Origin of the sequence: Variovorax paradoxus, from assembly GCF_902712855.1 — a bacterium.
Lineage (GTDB): Bacteria > Pseudomonadota > Gammaproteobacteria > Burkholderiales > Burkholderiaceae_C > Variovorax > Variovorax paradoxus_Q.
Genome location: NZ_LR743508.1, coordinates 1639529 through 1652646, shown reverse-complemented (window position 1 = coordinate 1652646; position 13118 = coordinate 1639529). Strand labels below are relative to the sequence as shown.

Annotated in this window: 15 protein-coding genes; 6 read left to right on the top strand and 9 right to left on the bottom strand. The window is 69.0% G+C overall.

Annotation, left to right across the window (positions count from 1 at the left end; all coding sequences use genetic code 11):
* Positions 1 to 40: 40 nt before the first annotated feature.
* The 4 genes from AACL56_RS34215 (at position 41) to AACL56_RS34200 (ending at position 4443) form a co-directional block, all read left to right on the top strand.
* Positions 41 to 1273, top strand: coding sequence for a CoA transferase (locus AACL56_RS34215; RefSeq protein ID WP_339095205.1), 1233 nt, complete (start codon positions 41 to 43; stop codon positions 1271 to 1273).
* Entirely contained in the window at positions 1273 to 2049 is a 777-nt protein-coding gene (locus AACL56_RS34210; protein ID WP_339095203.1) for an enoyl-CoA hydratase/isomerase family protein, read from the top strand. Before AACL56_RS34215 ends, AACL56_RS34210 begins: the two co-directional genes overlap by 1 nt.
* Positions 2050 to 2109: 60 nt before the next feature.
* Positions 2110 to 3405: a hydroxymethylglutaryl-CoA reductase, degradative gene (locus AACL56_RS34205; RefSeq protein WP_339095201.1), complete on the top strand. Its 1296-nt coding sequence runs from the start codon at positions 2110 to 2112 to the stop codon at positions 3403 to 3405.
* Positions 3406 to 3528: 123 nt separating this feature from the next.
* Complete coding sequence (locus AACL56_RS34200; protein ID WP_339095199.1) at positions 3529 to 4443, top strand: AraC family transcriptional regulator; 915 nt, start codon at positions 3529 to 3531, stop codon at positions 4441 to 4443.
* Between the two features lie 14 nt (positions 4444 to 4457).
* Here AACL56_RS34200 and AACL56_RS34195 read toward each other — a convergent pair whose 3' ends face one another.
* The gene (locus AACL56_RS34195; RefSeq protein ID WP_339095197.1) at positions 4458 to 5057 is read right to left on the bottom strand and encodes a DNA-3-methyladenine glycosylase; all 600 of its coding nucleotides are present in this window, start codon (positions 5055 to 5057) and stop codon (positions 4458 to 4460) included.
* A 206-nt stretch (positions 5058 to 5263) separates the two neighbouring features.
* Positions 5264 to 6193: an SMP-30/gluconolactonase/LRE family protein gene (locus AACL56_RS34190; protein WP_339095195.1), complete on the bottom strand. Its 930-nt coding sequence runs from the start codon at positions 6191 to 6193 to the stop codon at positions 5264 to 5266.
* A gap of 144 nt (positions 6194 to 6337) precedes the next feature.
* Between AACL56_RS34190 and AACL56_RS34185 the strand changes: the two genes are divergently transcribed.
* The gene (locus tag AACL56_RS34185; RefSeq protein WP_339095193.1) at positions 6338 to 6784 is read left to right on the top strand and encodes a hypothetical protein; all 447 of its coding nucleotides are present in this window, start codon (positions 6338 to 6340) and stop codon (positions 6782 to 6784) included.
* Positions 6785 to 6813: 29 nt separating this feature from the next.
* Here the strand turns inward: AACL56_RS34185 and AACL56_RS34180 are convergent, their stop codons facing one another.
* The 6 genes from AACL56_RS34180 to AACL56_RS34155 all read right to left on the bottom strand — a co-directional run bounded on the left by AACL56_RS34180 (position 6814) and on the right by AACL56_RS34155 (position 11940).
* Positions 6814 to 7035, bottom strand: a complete 222-nt coding sequence (locus AACL56_RS34180) for a hypothetical protein (RefSeq protein WP_339095191.1) — start codon at positions 7033 to 7035, stop codon at positions 6814 to 6816.
* Positions 7036 to 7169: 134 nt separating this feature from the next.
* A complete protein-coding gene (locus AACL56_RS34175; protein ID WP_339095189.1) occupies positions 7170 to 8411 on the bottom strand; it encodes a pyridoxal phosphate-dependent decarboxylase family protein in 1242 nt (413 codons plus the stop codon).
* An 8-nt stretch (positions 8412 to 8419) separates the two neighbouring features.
* Positions 8420 to 9244 (bottom strand): ABC transporter permease, encoded by an 825-nt coding sequence (locus AACL56_RS34170; protein WP_339095187.1) that lies wholly within the window; start codon positions 9242 to 9244, stop codon positions 8420 to 8422.
* Entirely contained in the window at positions 9241 to 10065 is an 825-nt protein-coding gene (locus AACL56_RS34165; RefSeq protein ID WP_339095185.1) for an ABC transporter ATP-binding protein, read from the bottom strand. Before AACL56_RS34165 ends, AACL56_RS34170 begins: the two co-directional genes overlap by 4 nt.
* Positions 10066 to 10070: 5 nt before the next feature.
* Entirely contained in the window at positions 10071 to 11114 is a 1044-nt protein-coding gene (locus tag AACL56_RS34160; RefSeq protein ID WP_339095183.1) for an ABC transporter substrate-binding protein, read from the bottom strand.
* A gap of 115 nt (positions 11115 to 11229) precedes the next feature.
* Positions 11230 to 11940 carry a GntR family transcriptional regulator gene (locus AACL56_RS34155; RefSeq protein ID WP_339095181.1) on the bottom strand — a complete coding sequence of 237 codons (711 nt, stop codon included), beginning with the start codon at positions 11938 to 11940 and terminating at the stop codon, positions 11230 to 11232.
* Between the two features lie 32 nt (positions 11941 to 11972).
* Here AACL56_RS34155 and AACL56_RS34150 point away from each other — a divergent pair, with 32 nt between their 5' ends.
* Positions 11973 to 12779 carry a hypothetical protein gene (locus AACL56_RS34150; RefSeq protein WP_339095179.1) on the top strand — a complete coding sequence of 269 codons (807 nt, stop codon included), beginning with the start codon at positions 11973 to 11975 and terminating at the stop codon, positions 12777 to 12779.
* 37 nt (positions 12780 to 12816) lie between these two features.
* Here AACL56_RS34150 and AACL56_RS34145 read toward each other — a convergent pair whose 3' ends face one another.
* Entirely contained in the window at positions 12817 to 13053 is a 237-nt protein-coding gene (locus tag AACL56_RS34145; RefSeq protein ID WP_339095177.1) for a hypothetical protein, read from the bottom strand.
* Between the last annotated feature and the right edge of the window lie 65 nt (positions 13054 to 13118).

The window sequence follows — 13118 nt, the reverse complement described above, 5'->3', positions numbered from 1 at the left end:
CGCACACGGCAGCCAACGAATGCAAACGGAGAACACACAAGTGAGTACTGAATCTATGCAGCTTCCGCTCGGCGACGGGCCGCTGCGCGGCCTGGTGGTGATCGACGTCACCCGCGTGGTGGCCGGTCCCTACTGCACCATGATGCTGGCCGACCTGGGGGCCACGGTGATCAAGGTCGAGAACCCGGCCGAGCCCGACTACGTGCGCACCTTTCCGCCGTTCGTGCAGGGCGAGAACGGCCGTGCGAGCGCCTTCTTCGCGCAGTACAACCGCCACAAGCTCGGCGTGAGCCTCGACCTGAAGTCGGAGCAGGGCCGGGCGCTGCTGCGCGACCTCGTGGGCAAGGCCGACATGCTGGTGGAGAACTTCCGCCCCGGGACGATGGAGCGCATGGGGCTCGGCTACGAGGCGCTGAAGCCATGCAACCCGCGGCTGGTGTACGTGTCGATCAGCGGCTTCGGCCAGACCGGACCGAACTCGCGGCGGCCGGCCTACGACAACAGCGCGCAGGCCACCGGCGGGCTGTGGTCCATCAACGGCGAGAAGGGCAAGGCGCCGCTGCGCGTGGGCACCATCATCGGCGACCTGTCGGCGTCGTTCTATGCGGCGATCGCCGCGCTGTCCGCGGTGATGCATGCGCGGCAGACCGGCGAAGGCCAGTGGGTCGACGTGGCCCAGCAGGACGCGGTGGTGACGCTGACGGAACATGCAGTCGTCAACTACACGGTGGACGGCGTGGTCGGCGAGCCGCTGGGCAACGACCATCCGTTCGTGCGGCCCTACGGGCAGTACGCCTGCAAGGACGGCTTCGTCTTCTTCGGCGCCTACACCGACAAGTTCTGGCGCGAGGCCTGCCGGATCTTCGGCGAGCCCGCGCTGGTGAGCGACCCCGAGATCGACACCATGGAGAAGCGCTTCGACCCCGCGACCTATGCGCGCCGGGTGCAGCCGATCGTGCAGGGCTGGTGCGCGCGGCACACCAAGGCCGAGCTCGAGGCCATGGCCGGCGACACGATCCCGGTGACCCCCATCAAGACCATCGCCGAGGTGGTGGCCGACCCCCATCTGGCGGCGCGCGAGATGTTCGTGCCGACGCAGGTCGACGGCGCACGGGTGCAGGCGTTCGGCAGCCCGATGAAACTCTCCGCCACGCCGGTGCGCGCGGTGGGCAGCGCGCCGGCCTTCGGCGAGCACAACGAGATCGTGCTCAAGGGCTGGCTGCGCGTGGCCGCGCAAGACTACGACCGCTACCTGGCCGAGGGCGTGATCTGATGGGCGCCGGCGGCATCACCTATGCGGTGGACGGCGACGGCATCGCGCACGTGCGCTTCGACCGCCCCGAGAAGCTCAACGCGCTGACCCTCGCGATGTACGACGAACTCGCGCAGGCCTTCGCACGCGCGAACGACGACGAGGCGGTGCGCGTGGTGCTGCTCGGCGGCAACGGCGAGCGCGCGTTCTGCGTCGGCGCCGACCTCGGCGAATCGATCCCGGCGCTGGCCGAGGGGCGCTTCGACATCTCCGAATGGGACGGCGCCCACATCAAGCAGCCGGGCTTCCACAAGCCGGTGGTGGCCGCGATCAACGGGCTGTGCATGGGCGGGGGCTTCGAGATCATGCTGGCCGCGGACATCCGCGTCGCGTCCGACACCGCGGTGTTTGCGCTGCCCGAGGCCTCTCTGGGCTTCACGCCGGCCGGCGGCACGCTGGTGCGGCTGGTTCGCCAGATTCCCTATGCGCTGGCCATGGAACTCATGCTCACGGCCGAACGCTTTCCGGCGGGCCGTCTCGCCGAGATGGGCCTGCTGAACCGCGTGGTGCCGCCGGACCAGCTCGAGGCGGTGGCGCTTGGCTACGCGCGCGGCCTCGCGCAGAAGGGGCGGGTGGCCGTGTCGGTCATCAAGGAGGCGGCGCTCACGCTCGGCCACCTGCCGTTCGACGAGGCCTTCCGCCGCGAAGCCGTGCTGGGCCAGCGCGCCTTCACCAGCGACGAGGCGAAGGACGGCCTGCGGCGGTTCCTGTCGCGCGAGCGTCCCGCTGCGCGCTGAAGCCGCAGCCCGTTCATTCATTCATCCATCGACTCGTTCATCCATCAATCAGGACTGCACATGGTTCAAGACTCCCGCCTCCCCAATTTCCGCGCACTCACCCCCGCGCAGCGCCTCGAGCACGTCGCGCGCGCCACGTCGCTCGGCGCCGACGAGGTGGCGCTGCTCGCCGCCCCCGGCGCGCTGCCGCTGGCGCGCGCCGACGGCATGATCGAGAACGTGATCGGCACCTTCGAGCTGCCCTTCGGCATCGGCGGCAACTTCCAGGTCAACGGCCGCGACTACCTCGTGCCGATGGTGGTGGAAGAGCCCTCGGTGGTGGCCGCGGCCTCCTTCATGGCCAAGCTGGCACGCGAAGGCGGCGGCTTCGAGGCCTCCAGCAGCGGCCCGATCATGCGCGCGCAGGTGCAGGTGCTCGGCGTGACCGACCCCTACGGCGCACGGCAGGCGCTGCTGCGTGCGCGCGACCAGATCCTGGAAGTGGCCAACAGCCGCGACAAGGTGCTCATCGGCCTGGGCGGCGGCTGCCGCGACATCGAGGTGCACGTGTTCCCCGACACGCCGCGCGGCGCGATGATCGTGATGCACCTGATCGTGGACGTGCGCGACGCCATGGGCGCCAACACCGTCAACACCATGGCCGAGTCGGTCTCGCCGCTGGTGGAGAAGCTCACCGGCGGCACGGTGCGCCTGCGCATCCTGTCGAACCTGGCCGACCTGCGGCTGGCGCGCGCGCGCGTGCGGCTCACGCCCGAGGTGCTCAAGACGAAGGAGCGCAGCGGCGAGGAGATCGTCGAGGGCGTGCTCGACGCCTACACCTTCGCGGCCATCGACCCGTACCGCGCGGCCACGCACAACAAGGGGATCATGAACGGCATCGACCCGGTGATCGTGGCCACGGGCAACGACTGGCGCGCGGTCGAGGCCGGCGCGCACGCGTACGCCTGCCGCAGCGGCCGCTACACCTCGCTCACCACCTGGGAGAAGGACACCCGCGGCGCGCTGGTCGGCACCATCGAGATGCCGATGCCCGTCGGCCTGGTGGGCGGCGCGACCAAGACGCACCCGTTGGCGCAGCTCGCGCTGAAGATTCTCGGCGTGAAGTCGGCGCAGGAGCTGGGCGAAGTGGCGGTGGCGGTGGGCCTGGCGCAGAACCTGGGCGCGCTGCGCGCACTGGCCACCGAAGGCATCCAGCGCGGCCACATGGCGCTGCACGCACGCAACATCGCGCTGGTGGCGGGCGCCACGGGCGACGAGATCGACACGGTGGCCAGGCAGATGGCCGCCGAGCACGACGTGCGCACCGACCGCGCCGTGGCGCTGCTCGAGGCGCTGCGCGGCAGCGCGGCGCGCTAAGCAGCGTCAGGGCATGGCCTCGTCTTGAACCTCGATGAATCGGAGACCGTCGTGACAATGCAGACACACGCCGCAACTGTTGCGTCGAGCGGTGGAGGGCGCCGGCTCTTCCGTGCCCGCGGCATGACGCGCCCAGGCCGCGTGACCGAGGCATTCGCGTCCGACGCGGCGGCCGAGGGCGGCTCGTGCACGCAGCCGTTCATCGACGAACCCCCGGCGTACGGACCCCTGAGCGGTCCCGTCGGCCGCCCCTGGACCTTCGAGGCCTACCAGTCCGTCCCGCGGCCGGTGTCGATGATCGTGGTGGAGCACGAGCCCGAGCCCTCGCTGATCGTGCCCGCGCACTCGCATCCGCGCGCCCAGCTCGCGTATGCGGTGAAGGGCACCTTCACCCTGCACACGCCCACGGGCGCGTGGCTGGTGCCGCCCAACCGCGCCGTGTGGGTGCCGGGCGGCGTGGTGCACGAGATGCACGCGCGCGGGCAGGCGGTGTCGAACCGATCGCTCTACATCCAGCCCGATGCGTCGCCGCACCTGCCCGCCGAGTGCTGCGTGATCGAGGTGTCGCCGCTGCTGCGCCAGCTGGTCATCGACGCCACGGGCATTCCGCTCCTGTACGACGAGGCCGGCCGCGACGGCCGCGTGATGCGGCTGATCCTCGACGAAATCTGCGCCGCACCGCGCGTGCCGCTGCATGCACCGATGCCGCAGGACGCGCGCCTGCTGCGCATCTGCCGCGCGCTGCTCGACGACCCCGCTAGCGACGGCGATCTGGAGTACTGGGCGCGCTATGGCGCACTCGGCCGGCGCACGCTCACGCGCCTGTTCCGCGACGAGACCGGCATCACCTTCACCACCTGGCGCCAGCAGCTGAGGCTCATGGAAGCGCTGCGGCGGCTCGCGATGGACACGCCCGTGACCACGGTGGCGATGGACCTGGGCTACGAGAGCCCGAGCGCCTTCACCGCCATGTTCCGCCGCGTGATGGGCAAGACGCCCAAGCATTACCTGGGGCGCAACGAAACGGCTGTGGCCTAGCGGTCCGGGCGGGCTCAGGCGAAGCGCTTGCTCAGGAACCTCGAGTTCCGTTCGCCGAATCGCCAGGGCATGTCGACGGCCTTGGAGATGCCGATGCGCGGCCCGGTGACCACCTCGGGGGCCGGCAGGCCGTGCGGCGGAGCGAACAGCGCGAAGGGCGCCTCGTCGAGGCGCAGGCCGTCGAAGCTGCGGTCGATGGCCAGCGCCTGGCCCACGCGGCCGGGGCCGGCGCACAGCAGGCGCGGCTCGTCCAGGCCGCGCCGCTCGCGCATCCGGTCCAGCCCGTGGGTAGGCTCGAGCGCGCGGATCAGCACGCCGGCTGCATGCCCGGTTTCGCGGCAGACGAAGTTCAGGCACCAGTGCAGGCCGTGCGAGCGGTAGACGTAGGCGCAGCCCGGCGGGCCGAACAGGCTGGCGTTGCGCGCGGTGCGACCGTTGAACGAATGCGAGGCCGGTTCTTCGGGGTCGTAGGCTTCCGTCTCGACGATGCGGCCGCCCACGCCATCGACCAGCAGCGTGATGCCGATCAGCCGGCGGGCCACATCGAGCGATGCCGCGGTGAAGTCGATGTCTGCGGAAATGAGCGCGCCGGGCGCTGGGGTGGCGGTGTGCATATGGCGGTCCACCGGCATGGTGTTGCCGCATGATAGGCGCGGGGCCGTCAAGAGACGGGCGGCGGGTCGATGTCGAGGGCGACGGACAGGGCGGCGGGCAGCGTGCGGTTTTCGCCCCCCAGGCCGAGTCGTACCGGTATCGGGATGAGCGGCTGGGCCGCGGCGATTTCACCTTCGGCCGGTCCGGCTCCCACCCGATGCGCCGCCTACGCCTCGAAGTTCAACGCGAGGCCGGGCGTGGGCCAGTCGTCGATGGCGATGAGCCTTCCGCTGCCCGAGAGCGTGACATAGGCCGTGCGGCGATCGCGGCCACCGAAGCAGATGTTGGTGGTGTAGCGGTCGGGCAGCGGCACATGGCGGACCGTGCCGCCGTCGGGCGCGACGATGCTGATGCCGCCGTGCAGCAGCGTTGCCACGCAGAGATTGCCGAGCGCGTCGACCGCCATCGAATCGAAGCGCTGGTAGTGACCGCCGGGCGATGCGCAGAGCATGCGCCCGCCGTGCGGGGAGGGCCAACCGTCCTTGCGCACGCGCCCCGGTGCGACGATGTCGAAGGCCCAGACGCGCGCGCCCTCGGTCTCGGCGTAGTAGAGCGTCTGGCCGTCGGGCGACAGGGCGATGCCGTTGGGTGTCGTCACGGGCCGCGTGATCGCATGCGCGGCGCCGCCGTCGGCGTGGCCGTAGAAGAGGCCGCCGCGGTCCATGTCGCGCTCGCGCACCTTGCCGAGGTCGGTGAAGTAGAAGCCGCCGTGCGCGTCGAACACGATGTCGTTGGGGCCGCACAGCGCGCCGCCCTCGACGGTCTCGAACAGGCGTTCGGCGCGGCCGGTGGCGAAGTCCACGCGTTCGATGCGGCCGCCCGAATAGTCGTCGGCCTGGCCCATCGGGCGCACGCAGCCATCGGCCTCGGTGTGCCACCTGAAGCCGCCGTTGTTGCAGACGTAGACCGCGCCGTCGGGACCCAGCGCCGCGCCGTTCGGCCCGCCGCCGAGGTCGGCGATCACCTGCACGAGGCCGTCGGCGCGCACCCGTGTGAGCGTGCCCCGCGCGATCTCGACCAGCAGCACGGAGCCGTCGTTCAGGGCGATCGGGCCTTCGGGAAATTGCAGGCCGGTGGCAAGTTCGCGGATGCGCATCGAAGCTCCTCGGAGGTGGTGGAAGGGCTCGCGTTGCCCTCGGGTTTTGCGACGGGCGGCCATTGCCGTGAGGCTCGTCGCGCGCCTTTTTTGCTTCAAGTCCTACGCGTACGACATGGTGCGCAGCCGTCAGATGTTCGGACCATGCAACGCCAAGACAGCTTTCTGGACCGGATGCTCCTTCTTCTTCAGCAGCATGCCTACGCGCGGGTATTGTGCGAGTTCCATCGCATGCTGGAGGCCCGGTGCCGGGTGGTCGACATCGGCGCGCATGGCAGCCTGGGCGCAAGAGTGCGGCTCGCGCATTGCGAGCGGCAGCTGGCGGCATGCCGCGAGGCGCTCGAAGATCCGGAGAAGGCCGCGGCGGTGCGCGTGGCGCGCGCCCTGTACCTGCGCTTCCTGCTGAGCAGCGCGTCGGCGCGCCTCAAGCCGTGGTGCGATGGCGAGGACCTGGCGCACATGCCGAGCTCGCACATGTTCGAGTGGATCGCGCACGATTTCGAGCGCGTCGAACTGGCTGCGCTCGAAGATGCGATGACGCCGGCGGAAGCGGCGATGTACGCACGGTCGCTCGAAGGCGTGGACGACTGAACGTTGAATGGAACGGTGATGGAGGCCCGTTACCAGGGCTTCCACCACGGGCGGTCGGGCTGCCGCAGCGCGAGCGGACGCGTATCGAGGTCATGTGCCGGCACGGGGCGTGTGCCGCCGATGCGCCGCACTTCGACCTCCAGCGCGTGCGCGATGCCGCGCGCGTTCTCTTCGCCGCGCAGTGCACGGCGACGCCATTCGGCTGCCAGGGCGGCAAGGCCGTTCGAGTCGAGGTTTTGTGTCTCCAGCATGGAGGCCGAGTTTTCCATGCGGCATTGCACGTGCTTGTAGGCGCAATGGTCGAGCGCGCGTGCGAAGAAATTACATGCCGCTACATCCTGGGTGCCATTGCCCCGGCCGGAGCAACTCGATCCGCCGCGCTGACTCAGTACTGCGCAGGCACCGGGCTCGCCGATGGCCCGGCCTGCGTCGCGGGGTCCTGCAGCACGGCCGCCATGTCCGACAGGTATTGCCCGACGACAGGCTCGTGCGTGAGGTTGAGCATGTGGTGAATGCCCGGCGGATCGTTCACGTAGCCCACGGTCCATCCGCGCGCGCCGAGTCCCCGGCCGATCGCGCCCATGTCTCGCTGCGGCGAACCGAACGCGAAGATCGACAGTTCGGGCCGCCCGAGGGTCGGCAGGCCGAGTGCGTCCAGGCCCGCCTGCATGGCGAGCCGGGTGTCCAGCACACGCCGGGCGATGCGCAGGTAGCCGTCCTTGCCCAGGTAGTTCATCACGGCCCAGGCGGCGGCAATGGCGCCGCCGGCGCGCGTGCCCACCAGCGTATACGTGAAGTACTGGCCGCGCGGCCATTGGTCGAAGGCGTAGCCCATCAGCGCAAACGAGGCCGGGTCGGCGAAGAAGAGCGTCGATGCGCCCTTGGCGGTGTAGCCGTACTTGTGCAGGTCGGCCGAGATCGACGTCACGCCGGGCACGGCGAAGTCGAAGTCGGGAATGTCCGCACCGAGTTCGCGCGCGAACGGCGCGAAATAGCCGCCGACGCAGGCGTCCACGTGCATCCAGGTGCCGTGCTCGCGCGCCATGGCGGCCAGCTGAGGAATCGGATCGACCACGCCATGCGGAAATGCCGGCGCCGAGCCCACGAGCATCGCGGTGTCGGACGTGAGCGCGGCGCGCATCGCATCGAGGTCGGCGCGGAAGTCCTCGCCGAGCGGCGTGCGCACCGGCTCGAGGCCGAGAAAGTGCGCGGCCTTGTCGAACGCGGGATGCGCGCTGCGCGGCATCACGATGCGCGGCCTGCCGGCGCCGGGGCGCAGTGCCAGCGCGCGGTCGCGCGCACATTTCACGGCCAGGAAGATGCTCTCCGTGCCGCCGGTGGTCATGGCGCCGCGGGCCTCGGGACCGCCATGCAGCAGGTCCAGTCCCATGGCCACGACGTCCTTCTCGAACTTGTCGAGGCTGCCGAAGGCGCGCGGGCCCAGGCCGTTCTCCGAGAAGTACATCAGGTAAGCCTGCTTGGCGACGTCGAGCACGTCTTCGCCGGCGTAATGGATGAACATCGGCACGCGGCCGCCGCGCCAGTCCGCGTCGCCGCGGCCGGCGTCTTTCATCTCGCGCCGGAGTTCGTCCCAGGCAATGCCGTGGTCGGGGAGTCGTGCGGACATGGTGGGTTTCATCCTTCCCGGCCGCCCCAGTGGACGACCTTGTTTTCGAGCGCGCGTGCCAGCAGATCGAGCGCATAGCCGAGCACGGCCATGATCAGCGCGCCGACGATGACGACGTTGGTGAGCAGGAAGTCCGACGCCGACATCGCCATGTAGGCGATGCCCGCGTTGGTGGCGATCATCTCGGCGCCCACCAGCATGGTGACGCCGATGCCGATGCTCACGCGGATGCTGGTGAAGATGCCGGGCAGGCTGGCCGGAAAGATCACGCGCCGGAAGATCATCGTGCGCGATGCGCCGAGTGCCATCGCGGCCTGCACCTTGCGCCGGCCGACGCCGCGCACCGCCTGCATCGCGCTGATCGAGAGGATCGGGAACAGCGCGAGCACGATGATCACGATCTTCGCCACTTCGCCGATGCCGAACCAGATGATCAGCAGCGGCAGCAGCGCGAGCTTGGGCATCGGGCGCGAGATTTCGATCGGCGGGTCGAGCACGGCCTTGACCGTCTCGTTCATGCCCATCCACAGGCCCAGCGGCACCGCGACCAGCACGGTGAGCGCGAAGGCCAGGCCGAAGCGCATCAGGCTGATGCCGACGTGGTGCCCCAGCGTCTTGCCCTGGTAGCCGTTCTGCATCAACTGCAGGAAGGTCGCCCACACCGACATCGGCGACGGCAGGAAGAGCGGCGCCACCAGGGGGTTGTTTCCGGCCAGCGGTGCGGTGATGAGGAACCACAGAAGAAGCAGCACGCCGAAGGAGGCCAGGTTGATCCAGCGCGAACGGCCCTTGCGCGGTGCGGTGTTCGGCGCGGTATGCAAGGCGTTGCTCATCGTTCGTTCACCTGGCTTTCCTGCTGCTGTGCCGCCAGCGCCTCCTCGCGCAGCAGGCCGAAGATCTGCGCCTTCATGCGGGCGAATTCGGGGCTGGCGACCACGGCGGGGTCGGCGCTCTGCGCGAAGCCGGGTCGAAAGCCGGCCTTGATGCGCCCGGGACGCGCCGACATCACGACCACGTGGGTCGCGAGGAAAAGAGCCTCGTCGATGCTGTGCGTGATCCACAGCACCGTCTTGCGCGTGTCCTGCCAGATACGACGGATCTCCTCCTGCAGCAGCTCGCGCGTCTGCGCGTCGAGCGCGGCGAAGGGTTCGTCCATCAGCAGGATCTCGGGGTCGTTGGCCAGCGCCCGTGCGATGCCCACGCGCTGCTGCATGCCGCCCGAGAGTTCGTAGGGGTAGCGCCGGGCGAAGGCGGTGAGCCCGACCATCTCGAGATAGCGCGCCGCGATGCGCGACGCCTCGGCCGCGGGCTTGCCGGTGGCCAGCGGACCGAAGGCCACGTTGTCGTGGACGTTCATCCAGGTGAAGAGCGCGCCTTGCTGGAACACCACGCCGCGCCGCGGATCGGGGCCGCGAACGGGCTGCTCGTCCATCAGCACCCGGCCGGTGGTCGGCTGCTCGAAACCCGCGAGGATGTTCAGCAACGTGCTCTTGCCGCAGCCCGAGGGGCCGAGCAGGCAGGTGAATTCGCCTTGCGCGATATCGAGCGACAGGGGTTCGAGCGCCTGCACAGCGTCGGCCCCTTGGCCGAAACGCTTGCTGACCTGCTCGAAGCGCACCTTGGGCGGGCGGCCGGTGCCGTCTGCTGTCGCCATGCGCGTCAGCCGGCCATCTTGGCGACGAAGCTCGAGTCGACAAGGCCGCCGATGTCCTTGGGCATCGCGGAGATCTGGCCCGACTCGAAGAGGAACTGCGCCTGCGTCTGCAGCGTCTTGAGCACGCCGGTGTCCTTCTCGCCCGGCTTGCCCATCCAGCGGCTGCTGAGCTGCTCGTTCGCGGGCACCGGATAGAAGGTGTTGAGCGAGCGCATCACGGTGGCTTCGTCGACGTTGAGGAACTTCGTCATCGTGTCGACCGCGTCCTTCGGGTCCTGCTTGAAGCTGCGCGCGATCTGTTCGTAGTCCTTCAGGAAGGCCAGCACCAGGTCGGGCGACTTCTGCTTGAATTCGTCGCGCACCAGCAGGCCGTCGAAGATCAGCAGGTTCTTCTGGTTCAGGTCGCCGGTCTTGAAGATGATCTTGCCGCCGTCCTCGGTCAGGCGCGGCAGCACCGGCACCCAGATGTAGCTGGCGTCGATCTCGCGGCGCTGCCAGGCCGAGGCGATCTGGTCCGCGCGCATGTTGATGAGCTGCACGTCGGACAGCCCGAGCCCGGCGAACTTGAGCGCCGCCACGGCCGCGAAATGCACCGAGGTGTTGAACGGCAGGCCGATCTTCTTGCCCTTGAGCCCCTGCACCGTGGTGATGCCGGAGTTGCCCTGCACCACGAGGCATTCGCTGTCGACGATGTTCTTGTAGACGTAGACCATCGAGGCCTTCAGCCCGTTCGCGTAGCCGACCATCATCGGGCTGGAGCCGATGTTGCACATGTCCAGGCTCCCGCCCGCCATGGCCGAGATCACCTCGGAGCCCGCGCGCACCGTCACGAAGTCGCTGCTCACGCCCTGGCCGAAGGTCTTGGCCGACATGTTCTTGGCGCGGATGTAGTTCTGCGCGTCGATGGCGCCGAAGGTGCCGAGCTTCACGGAGCGCGATTGCGCGAAGGCGGGCGCGGTGGCGCCGAGCAAGGCACCGCCCGCCGACGAGGCAAGGAGCATGTGGGTGGCGGCGAGATGGAATTCGCGACGCGAGAGATTCAGCTTCATACGGACGGCCTTTCCTGGAACGGGAGTGAAGCCGCCTTGCGGCGGGCCTGGCCGGCAGTCTAGAAGCGATTGAATATATTCAGAATGCTCCAAAACCCGCCCATGCGGGTGAGCCTCAGGGTTTGAGCAGGCGGATCAGGAAGCGCGAGCCGTGCGTGAGGTCGTCGCGCATCGCCTGTCCGAGGGCATCTCCGTCGCGGCGGCGCAGCGCGTCCATCGCCACCAGGTGGTTCTCGTGCCCTGTGAGGCTGCCGCAGTATTGCGGGAACAGCAGGTTCAGCGTGGGCCCGACGCGCAGCCAGAGGCCTTCGATGATGCGGACCAGCATGGGCTGGTTGGAGGCTCGATATATTGAAAGATGGAAATCGGTGTTTCTCACCAGCGTCTGGTGCGCGTCGCCAGCCTGGATGGCGGCAAGGTGCGCCTGCATCACGGTGTCCAGCCGTTCGATTTCATCATTGGCGATCCGCGGCGCGGCTTCCTTGGCCGCGAGGCATTCGAGTTCCATCCGGATCTTGAGGATCTCGCGGTAGGTCTCGATGTCGAGCCGCGGCACGCGGATGGTGCGGCCGTTCAACACCTCGAGCCCCTGCTCGACCACCAGCCGCTGCACCGCCTCGCGCACCGGCGTGAGACTGACGCCGAACTCGTCGGCCACGTCGCGAACGGTCAGCACCTGTTCCGGCAGCAGGGCACCGGTCATGAGCGCGTGGCGCAGCTTCTGGTAGGCCTGGGCCGTCAACGTGTCCGTGCGCACGCCCGGGCCGTCGTCGCTCGTGTCCGCGACGGTCCGCGGACGGCGGGAGAGGGTGGTCGGCTGGGGCATGGCGGGCAACGGCAATAGGAGTGATCGGGCGCTTGAATATACTCTGCCGCTTTCCGGGCGCAGCGTTCGGCGAGCCGGCGGGTGCCGATGCTTTCGACACATGGACGCTCTCCGCGCGCCGCCTGCTCAATCCCGGCAGCCTGGGCCAACCGTCGTACGAGATCGAACTCGTCACGAAAGAGGGGCCCCTGCCGAACTGGCATTCGGGCGCGCTGGTCGAACTTCGGCCGGGCCCGGCGGTAGCGGCGCGCCGCTACTCGATCGCCTCGGTGCAGACCGAGGGCCATCTCAGGCTGCTGGTGCGGCAGGCGCGTCATGCCGCGGGCCTGGGCCTTGTGTCCGGCTGGCTCACCGCGCATGCATCCGAAGGGGCGGAGGTGGAACTCCGCCTGCTTGCGAATCCCACCTTCGAACTGGTGGAAGACGCACGCCCGTGCATCTTCATCGGCAACGGCTCCGGTTATGCAGGCCTGCGCGGCCACCTGCGCGCGCGCGTGGAACGCGGCCACTACCGCAACTGGCTGCTCTTCGGTGAACGGCAACGCGCGCACGATGCCTTCTTCGCGGAAGAGGTCGGTCACTGGCAGGCACAAGGCCGTCTCGAGCGCGTGGACATCGCGTTCTCGCGCGACCAGCCCGAGCGGATCCATGTGCAGGACCTGCTGCGCGCCGCCGCCGTCGACGTGCGCCGCTGGATCGGCGAAGGCGCGGTGGTCTTCGTCTGCGGCAGCCTCGAGGGCATGGCCGCCGGCGTCGATGCCGTGCTCGAGGACATGCTGGGTCGCGCTGCGCTGGACGACCTGATCGCCGAAGGCCGCTACCGCCGCGACGTCTATTGAGAAGGCCGGAAGACGGCATCGATGCGCGGCATTTGGTTCAGGTGCCGGCCACGCCCCATTCGCGCACCAGTTCTTCGCGGCCGCGTGCCGTGATGCCCGACACGACGGCGAGTTGGTAGTCGCCGAAGCGCGCACACAGGTCCAGGGGCGGATAGATGTCCGCCTCGACCAACCCGACCGCCTTCAGGACCGCGATGGACTTGATCGCGTCCGGCTGCTTGACGCGAAGGGGAAAAGGCGAGTGTTCGATCTCGAGCAGGTATTCGATGGGCATCTCGTTCGCATGCACGCCTCGCTGGATCTTTGTTGAAAAAACACTGAGGTCTTCACGGTTGGCCG